This is a genomic window from Chromobacterium sp. FG89, assembly GCF_057808735.1.
Genome location: NZ_JBMDIQ010000020.1, coordinates 42383 through 62495, shown reverse-complemented (window position 1 = coordinate 62495; position 20113 = coordinate 42383). Strand labels below are relative to the sequence as shown.

Genomic DNA, 20113 nt, shown 5'->3' with positions numbered 1-20113 from the left:
AGACTCTTAGCCAGCGGCCTTGTCGGACATCTGCTCCAAGCAGCCCAAGGCCCGCGCCGCCAGCGGGACCAGCCCGCTTGCCGCGCCGGCGCTCCGCCAATGCGTCAGCAGGCCTGCGCGCATCGCCGGCGTCCAGAAACGCCGCAGATGCTGGGCGACCTCGGCCGCCGCGTCCTCCCCCTGCGCGTCCTCGAAGAAGCGCGCGATCTCGTTGACCATCTTCACCAGCGGCTCCGGCCTCATTCCGTCTGGCTCCCCGTCCGCCGCCCGGCGGCCAGCAGTCTTTGCTGCTCGTCGCCGAAGCCATGGAAACGGCGCTGCCACTCCGACGGCCGCGCGGTCTTCCTCACCTCCACCGCGGTGACCTTGTACTCCGGACAGTTGGTGGCCCAATCCGAGTTGTCGGTGGTCACCACATTGGCGCCGGACTCCGGGTGATGGAAGGTGGTGTACACCACGCCCGGCGCCACCCGTTCGGTCACCTTGGCGCGCAGGGCGGTGTCGCCGGCGCGGCTGTGCACCGCCACCCAATCGCCATCGACGACGCCCCTCGCCTCGGCGTCGGCCGGATGGATTTCCAGCCTGTCCTCGGCGTGCCAGAGCCGGTTTTCGGTGCGCCGGGTCTGCGCGCCGACATTGTACTGACTGAGAATCCGCCCGGTGGTCAGCAACAGCGGGAAGCGCTTGCCCGCCCGCTCCGAAGTCGCCACGTAGCGGGTGACGACGAAGCGCCCCAGGCCGCGGGAGAAACGGTCGACGTGCATCACCGGCGTGCCCTCGGGCGCCGCCTCGTTGCACGGCCATTGCAGGCTGCCCAGCCGGTCCAGCTTGGCGTAGCTGACCCCGGCGAAGCTGGGCGTCAGCCGCGCGATCTCGTCCATGATTTCCGACGGGTGCGCATAAGCCATCGGATAACCCAGCGCCGCCGCCAGCGCCGCGGTCACCTCCCAGTCCGCCATGCCGGCCAGCGGACGCATCGCCCGGCGCACCCGCGAGATGCGCCGCTCGGCATTGGTGAAGGTGCCGTCCTTTTCCAGGAAGGAGCTGCCGGGCAGGAACACATGGGCGTATTTGGCGGTTTCGTTCAAAAACAGGTCCTGCACCACCACGCACTCCATCGCCGTCAGCGCGGCGGCCACGTGCTGGGTATTGGGGTCGCTCTGCGCGATGTCCTCGCCCTGGCAGTACAGGCCCTTGAAACCGCCGTCCAGCGCCGCGTCCAGCATATTGGGAATCCGCAGCCCCGGCTCCGGCTGCAAGTCCACGCCCCAGTCCGCCTCGAAGCGCGCGCGCACCGCGTCGTCGGACACATGGCGGTAGCCGGGCAGTTCGTGCGGGAAAGAGCCCATGTCGCAGGAGCCCTGCACATTGTTCTGGCCGCGCAGCGGGTTGACGCCGACGCCGGCGCGGCCAAGATTGCCGGTGGCCATGGCCAGATTGGCGATGGCCATCACCGCGGTGCTGCCCTGGCTGTGTTCGGTGACGCCCAGGCCGTAGTAAATGGCGGCGTTGCCGCCGCCCGCGTACAGCCGCGCCGCCTCGCGGATCAGCGCCGCCGGCACCCCGCTGGCCTCGGCGACGCGCTCCGGCGCATTGTCCGCTTCTGCCGCGAAGTCGCGCCAGAGCAGGAAGGCCTCGGTCTCGCAGCGCTGGGCGATGAAGTCTTGATCCAGCAGGTTTTCGCTCACCAGCACATGGGCCAGCGCGTTGAGCACGGCCACATTGCTGCCGGGCCGCAAGGCCAGATGCAGCGCCGGCGCCGCGTGCGGCGAATCGGCCAGATCGATGCGGCGCGGGTCGATGACGATCAGCCGCGCGCCCTCGCGCAGCCGTCGCCGCAGCAGCGAGCCGAACACCGGGTGGGCGTCGCTGGGGTTGGCGCCTATCACCAGGATCACGTCGGCGCTCAGCACCGAATCGAAATCCTGGGTGCCGGCGGATTCGCCCAGAGTCTGCTTGAGGCCGTAGCCGGTGGGCGAGTGGCAGACGCGGGCGCAGGTGTCGATATTGTTGTTGCCGAAGGCGGCGCGCACCAGCTTCTGCACCAGATAGGTTTCCTCATTGGTGCAGCGGCTGGAGCTGATGCCGCCGACGGCGTCGCGGCCGTAGCGCGTCTGCAGGCGGCGGAACTCGCCGGCCACATGCTCCAGCGCCTGTTCCCAGCTCACCTCCCGCCAGGGCTCGTGGATGCCGGCGCGCAGCATGGGTTTGACGATGCGGTCCGGATGGGTGGCGTAGCCCCAGGCGAAGCGGCCCTTGACGCAGGAATGGCCGTGATTGGCGCGGCCGTCCCGGTCCGGCGTCATCCTCACCACGCGCTCGCCCTTGAGTTCGGCGCGGAAACCGCAGCCCACGCCGCAATAAGCGCAGGTGGTCGCCACGCTGCGCTCCGGCTGCCCCTGCGCGACCACGCTTTTCTCCACCAGCGTGGCGGTGGGACAGGCTTGCACGCAGGCGCCGCAGGACACGCATTCCGAGCCGAGGAAGTCCGCGCCGCCGGCGGCGCGGACGCGGGAATCGAAACCGCGGCCGACGATGCTCAGCGCGAAAGTCCCCTGGGTTTCCTCGCAGGCGCGCACGCAGCGGTTGCAGACAATGCACTTGGCCGGGTCGTAATCGAAATAAGGATTGGACTCATCCTTGGCATCGGCCAGATGATTGGCCCCGGCCAGACCGTAGCGCACTTCGCGCAGTCCCACCTGGCCGGCCACGGTCTGCAGTTCGCAATCGCCGTTGGCGGCGCAGCCCAGGCAATCCAGCGGGTGGTCGGACACATAGAGTTCCATCACGCCGCGCCGCAGCCTGGCCAAGGCCTCGCTCTGCGTGCGCACCGCCATGCCCGCGCTCACCAGCGTGGTGCAGGCGGCCGGATAGCCGCGCTGGCCGTCTATTTCCACCAGGCACATGCGACAGGAGCCGAACGGCTCCAGGCTGTCGGTGGCGCACAGCCTGGGCAGGCGCGCGCCCTGCAGCGCGGCGGCGCGCAGCACCGAGGTGCCGGCCGGCACGGTGATCTCGACGCCGTCTATGCTCAGGCTCACCGGCGCGCCCTCGCGCGCCGGCGTGCCCAGGTCCGCCGTCGGGACCGGCTTGGGGTCAAACTGGCAGCTCATGGCGCGTCCTCCTCGACGATGGCCGGGTCCAGGCCGAAATCCGCGGGGAAACCCCGCGCCGCGCTCAGCACCGGCAAGGGCGTCAAACCGCCCAGCGCGCACAGCGAACCGTGCCGCATGGTCTCGCACAAATCCCGCAACAGAGTCCAATGCCGGCGCCGCTCCGCGGCGTCGCCGGCCGCCAGCAGCCGGTCCATCACCTCCACGCCGCGGGTGGAGCCGATGCGACAGGGCGTGCACTTGCCGCAAGACTCCTCGGCGCAAAACCGCATGGCGAAACGCGCCATCCGCGCCATGTCGACGCTGTCGTCGCACACCACCACGCCGCCGTGGCCGAGCATGGCGCCGACGGCGGCGAAAGCCTCGTAGTCCAGCGCGGTGTCGAACTGCGCCGGGCTCAGCCAGGCGCCCAGCGGCCCGCCCACCTGCGCCGCCTTGACCGGCCGGCCGCTGGCGCAGCCGCCGCCGTAGTCCTCGATCAACTCGCGCAGGCTCAGGCCGAAGCCGCGCTCCACCAGGCCGCCGCGCCGCACATTGCCGGCCAGCTGGAACGCCATGGTGCCGCGCGAGCGGCCCACCCCGAAATCGCGGTAGTACGGCGCGCCGCGGGCCAGGATGGTGGGCACCGAGGCCAGGGTCAACACGTTGTGCACCAGGGTGGGACGGCCGAACAGGCCGCTGAGCGCGGGCAGCGGCGGCTTGGCCCGGACTTCGCCGCGCCGGCCCTCCAGCGATTCCAGCATGGCCGTTTCTTCGCCGCAGATATACGCGCCCGCGCCCAGGCGCAGCTCCAGTTCCAGCTCGCGGCCGCTGCCTTGCAGATCGGGCCCCAAATAGCCGCGTCGGCGGGCGATCTCCAACGCCCGCCGCAGCGTCTCCGCCGCCGCGGCGTATTCGGAGCGGACATAGAGGTAGCCGCGGGTCGCCCCCACCGCCAGCGCCGCGATAGTCATGCCCTCGATCAACAAAAAGGGGTCGCCCTCCATCAGCATGCGGTCGGCGAAGCTGCCGGAATCGCCCTCGTCGGCGTTGCACACCACGTATTTGCCGTCCGCCGCCGCCTCGCGCACCGTGCGCCATTTGATACCGGCGGGAAAGGCCGCGCCGCCGCGGCCGCGCAGGCCGGATTCCAGCACGCAGTCCAGCGTGCCCTCGCCGCCCAGTTCCAGCGCGTGGGCCAGGCCGCGATAGCCGCCGTGGTCCAGATAATCGTCCAGCGACAAGGGACGGGTCAGCCCGGCGCGCGCGAACAACAGCCGCTGCTGGCCGGCCAGATAGGGCAGGCGCTCCAGCAAGCCCAGCGCCAGCGGATGCTGGCCGTCCGCCTCCAGCACGGCGCTCAGCACGCTGTCCGCCTGCGCCGCCGTCAAGGGCCCGAAGCCGACGCGGCCTTGCGGCGTGTCCATTTCCAGCAAGGGCTCCAGCCAGTACAGGCCGCGCGAACTATTGCGCCGGATGTCCACTTCCAGGCCGCGTCGCGCCGCCGCCTCGGCCAGCGCCCGCGCGGTCCGGTCCGCGCCCAGCGCCCGCGCCGCGGAATCACAGGGTAGATGGAAGGTCAGCATGCGCCGCCCTCCTCCAGACAGCCGGCCAGCAAGGCGTCCAACGCGGCGGCGTCGATCCGCGCGTGCAATTCGCCGTCCAGCAGCAAGGCCGGCGCGCAGGCGCAGGCGCCCAGACAGTACACCGGCCGCAGTTCCAGGCCGCCGTCGGCGCTGCGGCCGGCGTCGTCCAGGCCGGTGCGCGCCCGCAGCCTTTGCGCCAGCGCCTCCGAACCCATGCTCTGACAGGCCTCCGCCCGGCATAGCCGCAGTTGGTGGCGCGCCGGCGGCTCGCTGCGGAAATCGTGGTAGAAGCTGAGCACGCCGCGCACTTCGGCGCGGCTCAGGCGGAAGGCGCGGGCGATGTCCGGCGTCGCGGCGTCCGGCACATGGCCCAATTCGTCCTGCACGGCGTGCAACAAGGGCAGCAAACCGCCCGGCTGCGCTTGATGATCCGATACCAGCGCGGCGATGCGCGCCTGTTGTTCCGCGGTCAAGGACATGGCGATTCCCAATGAGTGCAAACAGGCCCCCGCTTCGCTTACCTGATCTGCTCGGCCAAACGCAGCAGCCAAGCCGAATTATAGGTTTGCCGCGCATCGGGGCCGACCTCGTCCCATACTTTGAGGCTGTAAAGCTTTTGCCGGCTGGCCCAGCTCAGCTCGGACACCGGCTTGCCGGAGGGCGTGCTCCTGAGCTGAAAGCGGGCCGGATGGCCCCGCACGCTCATATTCATGTCTTCCCGCAGCGCCAGCACGCCGCCGCCGTCGGCGACGAAATCCCATTCGCTCAACACCAGCAACACGCCGTCGGGCCGGGTGAACACCCAGTCGAAGCTGCTCCAGGGCCCGCGCCGGTTCGGCCCCTGCGGCACGATGCCTTCGAGGCGGTAAGCGCTCAACTCGCTGGCGCTGATGTCGCTGAGCCGGGATTTAGCATGCGCCCGAACCGCCTCGGGGTTCAAGTGGCGGTTCCGGCAGGCGCTGGAGAGCAGCGCGGCTTCGTCCTCCAGCGGAGAGACGTCGCTCGTCAAGGACGTTGACGGCAGCCCGGAACCCAGGCTCGACCTGGGCTCCACCATGCGCTGCCCCGGCGCGATGCCGCCGGGCAGCGGGCTGGTCGCGGACACATCCCAAGCCTGCGCGTCCAGGACCAGGCCGCCCATGCCCAGCCAACAGAGCAGGCTAGCGCAACTGCCCATGCGGATCGATGACGAATTTCTTCGGCGCGCCGCCGTCGAACTCGGCGTAGCCCCTGGGCGCGTTGTCCAGGCTGATGATCTCCACGCCCACCACTTCGGCGATGGGGATGCGGTCCCACAGAATCGCCTGCATCAGCGCGCGGTTGTACTTCATCACCGGAGTCTGGCCGGTGAAGAAGCTGTGCGACTTGGCCCAGCCCAGGCCAAAGCGCACCGACAGGCTGCCCTGCTTGGCCGCCTCGTCCACCGCGCCGGGGTCGTCGGTCACGTAGAGCCCGGGAATGCCAATGCGCCCGGCCTCGCGCGTCACTTCCATCAAGGCGTTGAGCACGGTGGCCGGCGCCTCCTGCCGCGAGGCGGCGTGGCCGTGGCCGCGCGCCTCGAAACCGACGGCGTCGATCGCGCAATCCACCTCCGGAACGCCCAGGATGGCGGCGATCTGCTCGCCCAGCGTCGCGTCCTGCGACAGATCCGCGGTTTCAAAGCCGACGGCGCGGGCATGGGCCAGCCGCGCCGGATTGACGTCGCCGACGATGACCACCGCCGCGCCCAGCAGGCGCGCGGAAGCCGCCGCCGCCAAGCCCACCGGGCCCGCGCCGGCCACGTAGACCGTGCTGCCCGGCCCCACGCCGGCCGACACCGCGCCGTGATAGCCGGTGGGCAGAATGTCGGACAAGCAGGTCAGGTCTCGGATCTTGGCCAGCGCCTGATCCCGGTCCGGAAATTTCAGCAGGTTGAAGTCGGCGTAAGGCACCATCACGTATTCCGCCTGACCGCCCACCCAGCCGCCCATGTCGACGTAGCCGTAAGCGCCGCCGGCCCGCGCCGGGTTCACCGACAGGCACACGCCGGTATCCTGCTCCTTGCAGCAGCGGCAGCGTCCGCACGCCACATTGAACGGCACCGACACCAGATCGCCGATGCGCAGCGTTTCCACATCGCCGCCCGTCTCTATCACCTCGCCGGTGATTTCATGCCCCAGCACCAGACCGGCCGGCGCCGTGGTGCGGCCGCGCACCATATGCTGGTCCGAGCCGCAGATATTGGTGCTCAGCACCTTGAGAATGACGCCGTGGCCGAGCTTGCGCCCGGCCGGGGACGCCAGTTCCGGAAAGGGTATGGAGCGCACTTCCACCTGGCCCGGCGCCAGGTACACCACTCCGCGATTGCCTGTCATCATCGTCTCCTCGCTGCCGCGCCGGCGGATACCGGCGACATCTGCTCCCGATGCTAGGAAAGAAAGCGACGCCGGCCTTGAGTCAAAGCGACCCCTTTGCGATCAAACGCGCCACGATCGTAAACAGGTTCTCAGCGCGCCAGCGCCTGGCCGACGACGCTCAGCCCAGGCCGGCCGTCGAAGGTGTCCACTCCCGCCAGCCAACTCGTCAGCACCGCCGGGTTCTTTTTCAAATACTCCCGCGCCGCCACCTCCGGCCTGATCTTGTCCATGATCGGCCCCATCACCCGGTTTTCCATATCGGTGCTGAAGCGCAGATTACGCAGCAAGCGGCCGACATTGGCGCAACGCGCTTCGTAATCCGGCGGCAGCGCGGTGAAGACCCTGGCCGCGCCGAAATTGGGGCCGAACACCGCGTCGCCGCCGGACAGATAGCGCAGCTTGTGCCTGACGTTCATCGGGTGCGGCTCCCAGGCCAGGAACACCATCCATTTCTTCCGCCGCTCGGCGCGTTCCAGTTCGGCCAGCATGCCGGCCTCGCTGGACTCCACCAGCTTGAAGCCGCCCAAGCCGTACTGTTGCTTGCGGATCATGTCCTCGATCAGGCGGTTGCCGTCGTTGCCGGCTTCAATGCCGTAGATCTTGCCGTCCAGCTGCGCCTTGAAACGGGCGATATCCTTGAAATCCCGCAGACCGGCGGCGGCCACGTAGTCCGGCACCGCCAGCGTGTACTTGGCCCCGCTCAGATTGGGCTCGGTCAGCACCTTGATCTGGCCCGCTTTCAGATAGGGTTCGATCAGCGGCGTCATCGACGGGCTCCAATATCCGAGGAACACGTCGATCTGCCGGCTCTTGAGCCCGGAGAAAGCGATGGGCACCGAGGCCATGGTCACGCTGGGGCGGTAGCCCAGCGCCTCCAACACCACGCTGGCCATGCCGGTGGTGGCCGCGATGTCGGTCCAGCCGACATCGGCGAAACGCACATTGCGGCAGGCGGCCGGCTCCCGTGCCGCCGCGCTGCCGGCGATGGCCAGCAGCAGCGCCGCGGACATTGCTTTGAATCGATTCATCCCTTCCTCCCGGGCAGCGATGATGGCGAAAGTCCGCCCGGCGGCCGCTGCCGCGCCGCCAATTAGGTTTCCAGCACCCGTTCAAGGTCTCGCGAGCCGGAACGAGACAAGGCGCGGCCGGCCTTGAACAGGCGTTCAGGCGATGGCCCCGGCCGCCACCAGGTATTGCTGCCGCTCGCGGCTGGGCGGGTAGCCGAACAGCCCGCGGTAGGACTTGGAAAAATGCGAGGAGGACAGGAAGCCGCAGGCCACGGTGACTTCCATCACGCTCATATTGGTTTGCAGCAGCAGTTCGCGCGCCCGGCGCAGGCGGAGGTCCAGATAGTATTGCGCCGGCGTGGTGCTCAGATAACGCTTGAACAAGCGCTCCAGATGGCGCAGCGACACGCCCAGCTCCGCCGCCAGATGCTCCAGCGAGCGCGGGTTCTCGATATTGCTCTCCATCGACAAGGCGGCGTCCAGCAAGGCCTCGTGCCCGGTGCCGATGCGCGCCAGCAGCGGGATGTGCTGGCGGTCGCCGTCGTCGCGCAGCCGGTCCACGATGAATTGCACCGAGACGTCGGCCGCCAGGCTCTTGCCGCCCTTGTGGCGGATCAGATGGCACATGAAATCCAGCGGCGCGGTGCCGCCGCTACAGGTGAAGCGGTCCCGGTCCAGCACAAACAGGTCCGAGGTGAAGCGGGTGCGGGGGAATTCCTCGCTGATGGACAGCAGGTTTTCCCAATGGATGGCGCAGCGGTAGCCGTTCAGCACCCCGGCCCGGGCCAGCGCGAAGGTGCCGGTGCAGATCGATCCCAGCGGCACGCCCTGGGCGGCGAAGCGGCGGATCAGCGCCTGCACCTTGTCGGTGGCCGCCTCGCGCACCTGGCAGCCGCCGCAGACGATGAGCATGTCGTACTGTTGCGGAGGGCCCGGCGCGGAGATCGGCGACAAGCTCAGGCCGTTGCTGGCGCTGACCGGCTCGCCATCCGCCGACAGCAGACTCCAGCGGTACAGCTTCTTGCGCGACAGGTAGTTGGCCATGCGCAACGGCTCCACCGCGTTGGAGAACGCGATCATTGAAAACCGGTCCAGCAGCAAAAAGGCGATATGCGACAACGAGGCGATCTGTTGCGGTCCCATCACGACCTCCAATGTGTGCGTTGCAAGAATTGTTGTTCTGCTCCGAAGCGGTTCGCAGCCGGCCTTGAAAACCGTTGCGCAGGTATTGTTTCGTCCCTGGTTTCCTCCTGTTTCACCCTCAGCCGTCGGCCGCGGCGCCCGCTTCCGGCGCGCGTCCGAAGCTTTCGGTGATCCGGTCCAGGATGATGGCCAGCAGCACCACCGCCAGCCCGCTCTCGAAACCGAGGCCGACGTCCAGCCGCTGTATGCTGGCCAGGACATCGTTGCCCAGGCCGCCGGCCCCCACCATGGAGGCGATGATCACCATGGACAGCGCCATCATGATGGTCTGATTGACCCCGGCCATGATGGACGGCAGCGCGATGGGCAGCTGCACCTTGAACAGCAATTGCCAAGAGGTGCAGCCGAAGGCGTTGCCCGCCTCCACCTGCTCCCGGTTCACCTGGCGGATGCCCAGATTGGTCAAGCGCACCGCCGGCGGCACCGCGAACACCACCGTGGCCAGGATGCCCGGCACCCGCCCCAGTCCGAAGAACATTGCCGCGGGAATCAGATAAACGAAAGCCGGCATGGTCTGCATGAAGTCCAGCGCCGGCCGGACCAGGGCGTTGACCCAGCGCCAGCGCGCGCAGCAGATGCCCAGCGGCACGCCCAGCATCAGACTGACGCAGGTGGCGGACAGGGTCAGCGCCAGCGTGGCGACGGTCTGGCTCCAGAAGCCGGTGGCCCAGATCAGGCCCAGCGCCGCGCAGACGAAGACGGCGAACTTCCAGCCCAGCCGCCACAGGCCGACGCCGGCGAACACGCCGGCCAGCGCCCATGGCGGCACGCCCTGCAACAAGGCCTCCACCTGGGTGGCGAACCAGTCGATGCCGCCGCCGACGGCGTCGAAGGCCCCGGCGTTGTTTTCCAGCAGAAAATGGATGATCTGGTTAACCCAGCTGCCTATCGGCAGCGGGGATTGGGGACTGGTGTCGGCCATGCGGCGTGCTCCTCGTCTCGCCGGACGCGCTCAGGGCGGCGAGAGCCACACGCCCCCGCGCCGGCGACGCCCGTTGGGGTTCAGTGGTGGGCGGCCGCGCTAGGGCGGTGCTGGGACAGCTTGTTGAGCACGCTGCTGGGGGTGATCACGCCCAGGCAGCGGCCGTCGTCGTCGCGCACCTGCAGCGGTTCGGCCTGCCCCTGGAGCCGCAACAGCACATCGGACAGGCTACAGGACGGCTCCACGTGCGGAGCGGCCGTCGCGCGCGGCGGCGGCGCGGCTTCGATCAGATCCTTGGCCTGCAGATAGCGCGAGGTGTCCACGCTCTTGAAGAAGTTGCGCACATAGTCGTCGGCCGGGCATTCGATGATTTCGCGCGGGCTGCCCACCTGCACCAGCCGGCCGCCCTCCATGATGGCGATGCGGCTGCCGATGCGCAGCGCCTCTTCCAGATCATGGGAGACGAAGACGATGGTGCGGCGCTGCTCGCGCTGCAATTGCAGCAGCAAATCCTGCAGCTCGGCGCGCTTGAGCGGGTCCAGCGCCGAGAAGGCCTCGTCCATCAGCATCAGCGAGGGATTGACCGCCAGCGCGCGCACCAGGCCCACCCGCTGCTGCATGCCGCCGGAGAGCTGATGCGGGTACTTGCCGGCGAAGGCGGCCAGCCCCACTTGCTCCAGCACTTCCCGCGCCCGCGCCTCGCGGGCCTTGCGCCCGAGGCCGGCCACTTCCAGGCCGAAGGCGGCGTTGTCCAGCACCGTGCGGTGCGGCATCAGCGCGAAGCTCTGGAACACCATGCTCATGTCGCGGCGGCGCAAGGCCACCAATTGCCTGGGCGACAGCCGGGTCAGGTCCTGGCCGTCCAGCAGGATCTGGCCGGCGCTGGGCTCCAGCAAGCGGTTGATCAGGCGGATCAGCGTGGATTTGCCGGAGCCGGACAGGCCCATCAGCACGAAGATTTCGCCGGCGCGCACCGAGAACGACACGTCGTTGACGCCCACCACCGCCCCGGTGCGCCGAAACACTTCGTCCTTGCTCTCGCCGGCCCGCAGCAAGGACATCACTTCCGCCGGCTTGCCGCCGAACACCTTGTGGAGGTTTCTGACCTCGACCTTGATCGTTTGCATCCCGGCTCCCTTCGGCGCGGCCACTGACAATTCGAAGAATGTTTAATGTAAATCAAGGTTCAAGATAGGAAGGAAGGGCTGGGCCAAGTAAGGGTATTCCGACAACAAGCCGTCCAAATCCGACATCCGCGCGCAAAACCGGCCGGCATAGGCCTGGCCGCCAAATCCAGCGCCGGCTTTCGTCTCCGGCCCGGCCGGCCGGTGTCGTAAAAAAACCGCAATCCGCCGCCGACGGCAAAAACAAAAACGCCGGCCGCGGCCGGGCAGGCGTGAAGGACGGGGAGGCGACGGACGCGCGCGCGGAAGCGGTCAAAGACGGCGGCGCTTCGTGAAGCGTTGTACGGTGAGTACAAGCTCAAAACGCGCAATGCCGCTTGTACATGCCGCTTTTTCGCTCGTTTTCGCCTTGTTTCGCCCTGGCTCGCGAGACTTTGGATTGGACTGGCGCTCAGCGATCCACCACCAGATCGCTCAAGGGCAAGCTGCAGCAAGGCAGGAAATAGCCCTGCTCCACTTCGCGCGGCCGGATGCCGCCCTGGTGCCGCATGTCCACCCGGCCTTCCAGCAGACGGCTCTTGCAACTGCCGCACACGCCGCGGGTGCAGGAGGCCGGCAGGCGCATGCCCTTGGCCAGCGCCGCCGCCAGCACCGTCTGCCCCGGCGCCACCGACAAATCGTCCCCCGTTTTGGCGAAGCGCACATTGAAGCCGCGGCCCTCGACGCCGGGCTGCGGCGTCCGCACCGCCTCGTCCGGCGGCGCCGCGCTGAGTTCGGCGAAATTGAAGCTTTCCTCGTGATAGCGACTCATGTCGAAACCGCACTGGCGCAGCAGCTCGCGCACTGCGGCCATATAGGGCGCGGGGCCGCAGCAGAACACCTGGCGCGCGTGCAGATCCGGCGCCATGCGCTCGATCAGCGTCCGGTCCAGCCGGCCGATCAGGCCGGCCCAATCCGGCTCTCCCGCCCGGTTTTCGCAAATCACCGCCTGGCTGAAAGTGGGGTGGATGCTGGCCAGCAGGCTCAATTCCTTGCGAAACACGATGTCGCGCGGCGAGCGCGCGCTGTGCACGAACAGGATGTCGGCGCCGGAGGCCAGATCGGTCAGCGCCCGGGTCATCGACATCAGCGGGGTGATGCCGCTGCCGGCGGACAGAAAGAGATAGGGCGAAGCAGCGTGGCGCGCATAGCTGAACTCGCCGGCCGGCCCCAAGACCCGCAGCGCCATTTCCGGGCGCAGATGCTCGTGCAGCCAAGAGGAAACGACGCCGCCGGGAATGCGCTTGACGGTGATGGACACCCGGTCCGGCCGGGTGGGCGTGGACGACAGCGTGTAGCAGCGGTTGACCGCGGCGCCGTCGATGTCCAGTTCCAGCGTGATGAACTGGCCGGGCAGATAAGGGAAGCGGCGCGGCGGCTCGGCGCGGAACACGAAGGTTTTGACATCGTGGGTTTCCTCCCGCGCCTGAACGCAGACGAGCAGGCTGTCCTCGCCGGCCCGCCACAGCGGCAGATCGGCGGCTGACGGGAGATCATCCAATGGGCTGGCCGGCGGCGCGCTATTCATGGCCGCGCCGTTCCCGCTCCAGGCCGTCGCCCAGCCGCTGCGCGTACCAGTGGGTGAATTTCTCCACCAAGGCCTCGGTGTAGGGCGAATAAGGACCGGGCCGATAGGCGGAGCCGTTGATGCCGCGCTGCGACTCCTCCACCAGCCGGCGGTCCTGCTGATTGGTGGCTTTCCATACCCGGGTGAGGTTGTCCACCTCGTAGTCCACGCCCTCCTCCGCGTCCTTGCGCACCAGCCAGGTGGTGCGCACCAGCGTGCTTTCCGCCGACAGCGGCAAGGCGGTGAAGGTGACGATGTGGTCGGCCATGAAATGGTGCCAGGAGTTGGGCTGGGTCCAGAACGACAGGCCGCCGGACGCCGGGTCGCGCAGATCGCCCAACAGCTTGCGACAGGCCGCGCCGGTGTCCACGGTCTGGGACTGGCCCTTGCGGTCCAGCGGCATGCGCATCGCGCGGAAGCCGGACACCTCGGACAGGCGCTCGATCTCGGCCGAGGGCAAACCGCCGGCCTCCCAGCGCGCGTGGTGCTCGGCGACGACGCGCTGGTAATCGGCCAGCCCGGAGGCCTGCTCGGCCCGGGGCGCGAAGCCGTAGCTGTAGGCGTACAGCGAGACGGTCAGTTCCGGATGGTTGGCGGTGCAGTGATAGCACTCGCGGTTGTTCTCCATGGTCAGCTTCCAGTTGCCCGCCTCGACGATGTCCACCTGGGCCGCCACCTTGCAATCGTCGATGCGGTGCGGCGCGATATAGGGCGCCATCCGCGCCATCATCTCGTCGATGTCCTCCGGCGGCCGCTCGGCCAGGCAGATGAACAGCAGCCCTTCCAGATTTTTCAGCGCCACCGGCTTGAGGCTGTGATGCGAGGGGTCGAAGCCGTCCGCCATGTGATCGGCGAAGATCAGCCGGCCGGACAGGTCGTAAGTCCATTGATGGTAGGGGCAGACCAGATTGCCCACCGAGCCCTGACGCTCGGCGCACAGCCGCGAGCCGCGGTGGCGGCAGACATTGTGAAAAGCGCGTATGGCCATGTCGTCGTCGCGCAGGATCAGGATGGGATCGCGCCCCAGCTCCACGGTCAGGTAGTCGCCCGGTTCGGGTATTTCCGCGCTGACGCCGACATAGATCCAGTGGCGGCGGAAGATGTATTCGAGATCAGCCTCGAACACCTGCGGCGAGCGGTAGAACGGCGCTTCCAGACTGTGGCCGGGACGGCGGCGGGCCAGCAGTTCGCGCAGCGGGGCCGTCGTCGCAGCCGGGAAGGGAATGACGCTGTGGGACATGTCTCGCTCCTTTGATGGCGGGCGGCTCAAAAATCGACGAGCCGATGTTGACGCAGGTAATCCAGCACCACTTGCGCTTTCTCGACGGAATCCCCCTGTTTTACGACGCGCCCCCCGGCGGCCGCGTCGTCGCCGGCAATCGCCCCCAGCAGGCGCTCCAGGCCGCTGCTGCGCTGCGCCGCCAGCGCCCGGGCGCGCCGCGCCGGCTCCAGCCTGGGCGCGGGCACGGGCTCCCCCGCCGCCGCGCGGCGCGTCACCACGCCGCGTTGCAAGCCGGCCCAGGACCAGCGCGGCTCCGCGCCGTCCGGCTTGACGCTGGCCAGCAGCGGCGCCTGGGCCGCCAGCCGCCGCCGCCGTCCCCTGGCCAGGCCTTGCAGCGCCCGCCATTCTCCGCCCTCCTCCGTCAAGGACAGCACGCCGGGCAAGAGCGGACGGTCCAGGCCTTCGGCCAATAGATAGGGCAGCAGCGCCGACGCCTCGCCGCCGCCGGAGCGTTCGCCGCACAGAATCAGTTCGAAACCGCCCAGCGCGGCGATCAGCGCCGGCGTCGGGTCGCTGTCCGCCGGCGGCTGCAACACGGCGATGGCCGCCGCGCCCTGAGCCAGGTAGTCGGCCAGCGCCTCCTTGTCCGCGTCCCCGGCGTGCAAGACGACGAAGGCGCGGCCCAGCCGGCGCGCCAGCGCCAGCGCCGCCAGATCGCCCGGGCCGGCGCAGGGCCGCCCGCTGACCGGATGCGGCGCCGGGGCCACCAGCACCGCCGTTTTCGCCGCCGTTCCGGCGGAAAGCGCCGTCTCGCTCATGGTCCGATCTCCTTGTTCTCAAGCTCCAGCAAGGCCTGCAAGGCCTGCATGAAGGACTGGCAGTCGTCGATCACGCTCAGGTCCGCGCGCTTGACCATGGGCGCGGCCGCGTCCAGATTGACCGCGATCACATGGCGGCAGGCCTTGATGCCTTGCAGGTGCTGCACCGCGCCGGAAATGCCCAGCGCCAGATAGGCGCTGGCCTGCACGCTGCGGCCGGTGGCGCCCACTTGCTGGTCGCGGCGGAAACGCCCGTCGTCCACCGCCACCCGCGAGGCGCCCACCGCCGCGCCCATGGATTCCGCCAGCCGCAGGAAGGCCGGCACGTCGCTGACCCCGTTGCCGGCGGCCAGGATCAGGTCCGCCTCTTCCAGCGCCAGTTGCGAGGCCGGGCTGGCGACGCCGCCCAGGTCCCGCACCCGCTCCTCCGCCGCCTCCGGCGCGCAAGCCTGCCGCAGCCCGCGCCCGACGAAGGGCAGGCGGACGTCGGCCACGCCGCGCGCGAGCAAGAGCGCCTGGGCGCGCGGGTGCACGCTGAAGCCCGCGCCCGGCCGGCGGCGGCGCACGCCGTCGGCGGCGATTTCCACCACATCGGTCAGCACCGACAGGCGCTCGCGGCAGGCGAAGCGCCGGCCCAGATCGGCGTCCTCGCCGCGGTCGGCGAACAGCACATGGCGCGGCTGCTCCCGCCGCCACAGCCGCCGCAACAAGGCCAGCTTGGCTTCCGGCGCAAAGCCCGGATCGGCCGGCGTCAAGACGCGGTCCAAGGCCAGTTCCGCCAGTTCGGCGTCGGCGCAGCCTTCCATGCCGAACAAGACCGCCAGCACCTCCTCGCGCGGGCCGGCCAGCAGGGCGGCGGCGGCGATGGCCTCGCGCGCCGCCTCGTCCAGCTGACCGCGCTCGGCGTGCGCCACCACCAACAGCCGTCCATCGAACGGCCCGGCGCTGCGCAGCGGCTTGAGCTTGGCCGCGCTCGCCGGCGGCGCGTCGCGCAGGCCGCCGTCCTCGCCCAGCACGATGCGCTTGAGCCCGCCCGGCGAGCGCACCCAGGGCCGGCGCGGGTCCACCCGCGGCGCGGTCTGCATCATCTTCATGCCTCCTCCTTCGCCAGCCGGCCTTGCGCCGCCGCGCGCCGCGCATCGCCCCGCTCTGGCCCGGCCTCCGGGCCGGTCTCCAGACGCTCCGCCACCAGTTCCGCCAACTCCACCACCTCCGCCCGCGCGCCGCTGACGCCTTCCAGCATCGCGGTGCAGTTGGGGCAAGCCACCGCGACGCGGCCGGCGCCGGCGGCGCGGACGTCGTCCATGCGCATGTCCGGAATCCGGCGCGGCCCAGACACGTCGGTAAAGGCCGCCCCGCCGCCCCAGCCGCAGCAGCGAGCGTCGCGGCCGGAGCGGCTCATCTCCACCACCTGGATGCCGATGCCGGCCAGCACGCGGCGCGGCGCGCCGTAGCCCTCGTTGTAGCGGCCCAGATAACAGGGGTCGTGATAGCTCAGCGGCTCGGCCGAGTCGCGGGAGCGCACGCGGATCGCCCGCGTCTCCAGCAGTTGGTCCAGCAGCCGGCTGTGATGCCAGACTTCGTAATGTCCGCCCAGCGCCGGGTACTCATTGGCCAGGCAATGAAAAACATGCGGGTCCGGCGTGACGATGCGGGTGAAGCGATAGCGGCCCAGCGTGGCGATATTGGCCAGCGCCAGCCGCTGAAAACCCGCCTCGTCGCCCAGGCGGCGCGCCAGGTCGCCGCAGTCGCGCTCGGCTTCGCCCAGCGCCGCCACGCGCAGGCCGGCGGCCTTGAGCACGGTCAGCAGGGCGCGCAAGGCGCGCTGATAGCGCATGTCGAAAGCGCCCTCGCCCGCCAGCAACAGCCAATCGACGGACTCGCCCTCCCGCAGCAGCGGCAGGTCCAGGTCCGCCGCCCAGTGGTAGCGCGCGCGCAGCGGATGGCCGCCGACAGTGTCGGTATGGCGCAGATTGGCCAGCGCCGCCGCGCCCTTGCCCGGCAGTTCGCCCCGCGTCAGGGTCTGGTGCCGGCGCAGATCGATCACCGCGTCGACGTGCTCGATCAGCATCGGGCAGTTTTCCACGCAGGCGCGGCAGGTGGTGCAGGACCACAAGGTGTCCGCCGCCAACACGCCGCCGACGATGTCCCGGTCCGCGCTCGCGGCCGCGGCCGCCGGCCGGCCCGGATGCGGGCTGCCGGCGTAGGCCGGACCGCCGCCGCCCATGGACGCCACCAGGTCCTGGATCAGACGCTTGGGATTGAGCGGCTGGCCGGCGGCGAAGGCCGGACAGGCGGCTTCGCATTTGCCGCATTGCACGCAGGCGTCGAAGGACAGCAGCCGGTTCCAGGCGAAATCGGCCGCCCGCGCCGCGCCCAACTCGCCGGCGGCCAGGTTCAAGGGCTTCAGATCGGCGGACTTGCCGGCGAAGCGCTCGGCGCGCGGATGGAAGGCCAGGTGCAGCAAACCGGCCACCGCGTGCTTCATCGGCCGGCCCAGGCCTATGCCCAGGGCCAGCTCCGCTCCGCCCAAGGCCAGCAGCGACAACGCGACGGCGGCCAGCCCTTGCCCGGCGGCGCTCAGCCAGACCTCGCCGCCGGCCAGCGCCGCCGCCAGCAGCGCGCCCAGCGCGAAACAGGCCAGCCGCGCCGGCAGCCGCTGCCATTCTCCCAACGACAGCCGGGCCGGCGGCGCGCGGCGACGCGCGCGCATCAAGGCCGCGCCGATCAGCATCAGAACGGCCGACGCCGCCAGCAGCAGGTCCAGCCAGCGCTGATGCAACAGCAGGCCGTAATTGAGCGCGATCAGCAGCAGCGCCGCCGTCCCGCCGCCGGCCGCCGCCACATGGGCGCGCGCCGCGGCCGGATCGCGGGCCACCACGCGGTGCAGGTCCACGAAGTAACGCTTGGGCGCGGCCAGCAGGCCGCGCCAGGACGCCGGCGCGGCGCGCCCCCGCCGCCACAGCCGCGCGCGCCGGAGCAGTCCGGCGCTCAGCAGCAGCGCGCCCAACCAGAACAGGCCGCTGAGAAGGTAGGGAAAACTCATGTCAGAAATCCTTGGCCAGCCGCAGCGCGTCGTAGAGCGCGCCGTGGATGTTGTGCATGGAAACGCAGTCGCCGACGCGGAACAGCAGGAATTCCCCGGCCGCCAGCGGCCAGTCCAGACAGGGCTGCGGCTCGGCGGCGAACAGCGCCCGCACATCGGTCTGGCCACGGTTGCGCGACAAGGGCTTCAATTGCCCGTACAGGCCGTCGTCCGGCAGCACGCCGTTGTCTATCACCACCTGGTCCACCGCCCGCTCTTCCAGCGCTTCGGTGTATTCGTTGCGCAGCACGGCGATTTTCTTGTCGCCTTCGGCGTAAACCGCCTCCAGCCAGACATTGGGGGTGGGGATGATGCCTTGGGCGTACAGGCGGCGGTAGAAGATGGGAAAGGTGGTGCCGCCGGTGTCGTCGCCCACCTTCACGTCCGGCGTGACGATTTCCACCGTGCTGCCGCGGCTGGCCAGATAGTCGGCGACGCCGAAGCCGGCGTGGGTGCTCAGCGCGTCGTAGACCAGCACATTGCGGGCCGGCTCCACCTGGCCGGACAGGATGTCCCAGCTGCTGACGGCCAGTCCCTCCGCCACGCCCCAGGCCGGCACCTGGCTGGTGTGCGGCCGGCCGCCGGTGGCCAGCACCACGATATCCGGCCGCTCGTCCATGATCATGGAGCGGTCCGCCGCCGCGCCCAGCCGGCGGTCCACGCCCAGGCGCTGGGTTTCCATGTCCAGCCAGCGCACGATGCCGGCCATCTGTTCACGCTGCGGCGCGCGCGCCGCCAGCAGGATCTGACCGCCCACCTGCGGCTGCCGCTCGAACAGCACCACCTCGTGGCCGCGCTCGCGCGCCACTCGCGCCGCCTCCAGCCCGGCCGGCCCGGCGCCCACCACCGCCACCCGGCGCGGCCGCGCCGCCCGGGAGATCAGATGGGGCATGGTGGACTCGCGGCTGGTGGCGGCGTTCTGGATGCACAGCACGTCCTGGCCGTAGTACTGGCGGTCTATGCAGTAATTGGCGCCCACGCACTGGCGGATCTGGTCTTCCTTGCCGTCCCGGATCTTGATCACCAGATGCGGATCGGCCATGTGGGCGCGGGTCATGCCCACCATGTCCACCATGCCGGCGGCCAGGATGCGTTCCGCCTGCACCGGGTCGCGTATGCTCTGCGCGTGCATCACCGGCACCTTGGACACCGATTTGATGCCGGCGGCCAGATGCACGAAAGGCTCGGGCGGCAGCGCCATCGGCGGCATGCAGTTGGCCAGGCTGTTGTGGGTGTCCGCGCCGGAGCCAATCACCGACAGATAGTCGATCAGCCCGGTTTCGGACATGGCGGCGGCAATCTCCTTGAGCATGTCGTGGCTGAGGCCGTCTTCGTGGAATTCGTCGCCGCTCATTCTCAGGCCGACGCAGAAGTCCGCGCCCACCTCGGCGCGCACCGCCTGCAGCACCTCCATGCCGAAGCGCAGCCGGTTGTCCAGGCTGCCGCCCCATTCGTCCTCGCGCTGATTGGTGCGCGGGCTCCAGAACTGGTCGATCAGGTGCTGGTGGGCGGCGGCGATTTCGATGCCGTCCAGGCCGGCGGCCTTGACCCGCCGCGCCGCCAGCGCGAAATCCGCGATCACGCGATGGATGTCTTCCGTCTCCATGATCTTGGCGTTGCCGCGGTGCACCGGCTCGCGCACGCCGGAGGGGCTGAGCAGATGCGGCCAGTGTTCGCCTTGATAGCTGGAGCGCCGCCCCATGTGGGTGGCCTGGATCATGATCTTGGCGCCGTGGCGGTGCATGGCTTCCGCCAGCCGCGCCAGCGGCTCTATCACCGCGTCGCTGGCCAGGTTCACCGATTTCCACCAGCCCTGCGGGCTGTCGATGGACACCGGGCTGGAACCGCCGCAAATCGCCAGCGCCAGGCCGCCCTTGGCTTTTTCTTCGTAGTAGCGGATGTAGCGCTCGCCCGGCAGACCGCCGGCTTCGGCGTAGACCTCGGCGTGGGCGGTGCTGACGATGCGGTTGCGCAAGGTCAGCCGGTTCAGGGTGATGGGTTCGAACAAATGCGGGTAAGACATGGCCGGCTCCTAAGGGTCTGTTGACGTAT

16 protein-coding genes are annotated in these 20113 nt (G+C 69.5%); all 16 read right to left on the bottom strand.

From position 1 onward, the window contains the following. Positions 1 to 6 precede the first annotated feature (6 nt). The 16 genes from ACODRW_RS18420 to ACODRW_RS18345 all read right to left on the bottom strand — a co-directional run bounded on the left by ACODRW_RS18420 (position 7) and on the right by ACODRW_RS18345 (position 20084). Positions 7 to 243, bottom strand: coding sequence for a formate dehydrogenase subunit delta (locus ACODRW_RS18420; protein WP_227103754.1), 237 nt, complete (start codon positions 241 to 243; stop codon positions 7 to 9). Then, positions 240 to 3113 (bottom strand): formate dehydrogenase subunit alpha, encoded by a 2874-nt coding sequence (fdhF, locus tag ACODRW_RS18415; protein ID WP_488906396.1) that lies wholly within the window; start codon positions 3111 to 3113, stop codon positions 240 to 242. Before fdhF ends, ACODRW_RS18420 begins: the two co-directional genes overlap by 4 nt. After that, complete coding sequence (locus ACODRW_RS18410) at positions 3110 to 4678, bottom strand: formate dehydrogenase beta subunit (protein ID WP_235089126.1); 1569 nt, start codon at positions 4676 to 4678, stop codon at positions 3110 to 3112. Before ACODRW_RS18410 ends, fdhF begins: the two co-directional genes overlap by 4 nt. Further along, a complete protein-coding gene (locus ACODRW_RS18405) occupies positions 4672 to 5157 on the bottom strand; it encodes a formate dehydrogenase subunit gamma (protein WP_488906395.1) in 486 nt (161 codons plus the stop codon). The genes ACODRW_RS18410 and ACODRW_RS18405 overlap by 7 nt, the downstream gene beginning before the upstream one ends. 38 nt (positions 5158 to 5195) lie before the next feature. Continuing rightward, entirely contained in the window at positions 5196 to 5855 is a 660-nt protein-coding gene (locus ACODRW_RS18400) for a hypothetical protein (protein WP_488906394.1), read from the bottom strand. After that, on the bottom strand, positions 5839 to 7032 hold the full coding sequence (fdhA, locus tag ACODRW_RS18395) for a formaldehyde dehydrogenase, glutathione-independent (protein ID WP_107799489.1): 1194 nt from the start codon (positions 7030 to 7032) through the stop codon (positions 5839 to 5841). The genes ACODRW_RS18400 and fdhA overlap by 17 nt, the downstream gene beginning before the upstream one ends. A gap of 131 nt (positions 7033 to 7163) precedes the next feature. Then, positions 7164 to 8102, bottom strand: coding sequence for a choline ABC transporter substrate-binding protein (locus tag ACODRW_RS18390; protein ID WP_227103767.1), 939 nt, complete (start codon positions 8100 to 8102; stop codon positions 7164 to 7166). A 135-nt stretch (positions 8103 to 8237) separates the two neighbouring features. After that, positions 8238 to 9224: a GlxA family transcriptional regulator gene (locus tag ACODRW_RS18385; protein WP_107799490.1), complete on the bottom strand. Its 987-nt coding sequence runs from the start codon at positions 9222 to 9224 to the stop codon at positions 8238 to 8240. Positions 9225 to 9342: 118 nt separating this feature from the next. After that, positions 9343 to 10206 carry an ABC transporter permease gene (locus tag ACODRW_RS18380; protein ID WP_235089133.1) on the bottom strand — a complete coding sequence of 288 codons (864 nt, stop codon included), beginning with the start codon at positions 10204 to 10206 and terminating at the stop codon, positions 9343 to 9345. Between the two features lie 80 nt (positions 10207 to 10286). Beyond that, complete coding sequence (locus tag ACODRW_RS18375) at positions 10287 to 11333, bottom strand: quaternary amine ABC transporter ATP-binding protein (RefSeq protein ID WP_107799492.1); 1047 nt, start codon at positions 11331 to 11333, stop codon at positions 10287 to 10289. A gap of 448 nt (positions 11334 to 11781) precedes the next feature. Further along, on the bottom strand, positions 11782 to 12897 hold the full coding sequence (locus ACODRW_RS18370) for an FAD-binding oxidoreductase (protein WP_227103769.1): 1116 nt from the start codon (positions 12895 to 12897) through the stop codon (positions 11782 to 11784). Beyond that, positions 12890 to 14176, bottom strand: a complete 1287-nt coding sequence (locus ACODRW_RS18365; protein ID WP_488906393.1) for an aromatic ring-hydroxylating oxygenase subunit alpha — start codon at positions 14174 to 14176, stop codon at positions 12890 to 12892. Before ACODRW_RS18365 ends, ACODRW_RS18370 begins: the two co-directional genes overlap by 8 nt. Before the next feature lie 26 nt (positions 14177 to 14202). Then, on the bottom strand, positions 14203 to 14976 hold the full coding sequence (locus ACODRW_RS18360) for an electron transfer flavoprotein subunit beta (RefSeq protein WP_488906392.1): 774 nt from the start codon (positions 14974 to 14976) through the stop codon (positions 14203 to 14205). Continuing rightward, positions 14973 to 16070 (bottom strand): FAD-binding protein, encoded by a 1098-nt coding sequence (locus ACODRW_RS18355; RefSeq protein WP_488906391.1) that lies wholly within the window; start codon positions 16068 to 16070, stop codon positions 14973 to 14975. The genes ACODRW_RS18360 and ACODRW_RS18355 overlap by 4 nt, the downstream gene beginning before the upstream one ends. Then, a complete protein-coding gene (locus ACODRW_RS18350) occupies positions 16067 to 18022 on the bottom strand; it encodes a DUF3483 domain-containing protein (protein ID WP_488906390.1) in 1956 nt (651 codons plus the stop codon). Before ACODRW_RS18350 ends, ACODRW_RS18355 begins: the two co-directional genes overlap by 4 nt. A gap of 1 nt (position 18023) precedes the next feature. Further along, positions 18024 to 20084, bottom strand: a complete 2061-nt coding sequence (locus tag ACODRW_RS18345; protein WP_488906389.1) for an oxidoreductase — start codon at positions 20082 to 20084, stop codon at positions 18024 to 18026. Positions 20085 to 20113 lie beyond the last annotated feature (29 nt).

Excerpts from the sequence above, each read along its gene's own strand:
- ACODRW_RS18420 (WP_227103754.1), bottom strand. The coding sequence starts at position 243 with ATGAGGCCGGAGCCGCTGGTGAAGATGGTCAACGAGATCGCGCGCTTC.
- fdhF (WP_488906396.1), bottom strand. The coding sequence starts at position 3,113 with ATGAGCTGCCAGTTTGACCCCAAGCCGGTCCCGACGGCGGACCTGGGC.
- ACODRW_RS18410 (WP_235089126.1), bottom strand. The coding sequence starts at position 4,678 with ATGCTGACCTTCCATCTACCCTGTGATTCCGCGGCGCGGGCGCTGGGC.
- ACODRW_RS18405 (WP_488906395.1), bottom strand. The coding sequence starts at position 5,157 with ATGTCCTTGACCGCGGAACAACAGGCGCGCATCGCCGCGCTGGTATCG.
- ACODRW_RS18400 (WP_488906394.1), bottom strand. The coding sequence starts at position 5,855 with ATGGGCAGTTGCGCTAGCCTGCTCTGTTGGCTGGGCATGGGCGGCCTG.
- fdhA (WP_107799489.1), bottom strand. The coding sequence starts at position 7,032 with ATGACAGGCAATCGCGGAGTGGTGTACCTGGCGCCGGGCCAGGTGGAA.
- ACODRW_RS18390 (WP_227103767.1), bottom strand. The coding sequence starts at position 8,102 with ATGAATCGATTCAAAGCAATGTCCGCGGCGCTGCTGCTGGCCATCGCC.
- ACODRW_RS18385 (WP_107799490.1), bottom strand. The coding sequence starts at position 9,224 with ATGGGACCGCAACAGATCGCCTCGTTGTCGCATATCGCCTTTTTGCTG.
- ACODRW_RS18380 (WP_235089133.1), bottom strand. The coding sequence starts at position 10,206 with ATGGCCGACACCAGTCCCCAATCCCCGCTGCCGATAGGCAGCTGGGTT.
- ACODRW_RS18375 (WP_107799492.1), bottom strand. The coding sequence starts at position 11,333 with ATGCAAACGATCAAGGTCGAGGTCAGAAACCTCCACAAGGTGTTCGGC.
- ACODRW_RS18370 (WP_227103769.1), bottom strand. The coding sequence starts at position 12,897 with ATGAATAGCGCGCCGCCGGCCAGCCCATTGGATGATCTCCCGTCAGCC.
- ACODRW_RS18365 (WP_488906393.1), bottom strand. The coding sequence starts at position 14,176 with ATGTCCCACAGCGTCATTCCCTTCCCGGCTGCGACGACGGCCCCGCTG.
- ACODRW_RS18360 (WP_488906392.1), bottom strand. The coding sequence starts at position 14,976 with ATGAGCGAGACGGCGCTTTCCGCCGGAACGGCGGCGAAAACGGCGGTG.
- ACODRW_RS18355 (WP_488906391.1), bottom strand. The coding sequence starts at position 16,070 with ATGAAGATGATGCAGACCGCGCCGCGGGTGGACCCGCGCCGGCCCTGG.
- ACODRW_RS18350 (WP_488906390.1), bottom strand. The coding sequence starts at position 18,022 with ATGAGTTTTCCCTACCTTCTCAGCGGCCTGTTCTGGTTGGGCGCGCTG.
- ACODRW_RS18345 (WP_488906389.1), bottom strand. The coding sequence starts at position 20,084 with ATGTCTTACCCGCATTTGTTCGAACCCATCACCCTGAACCGGCTGACC.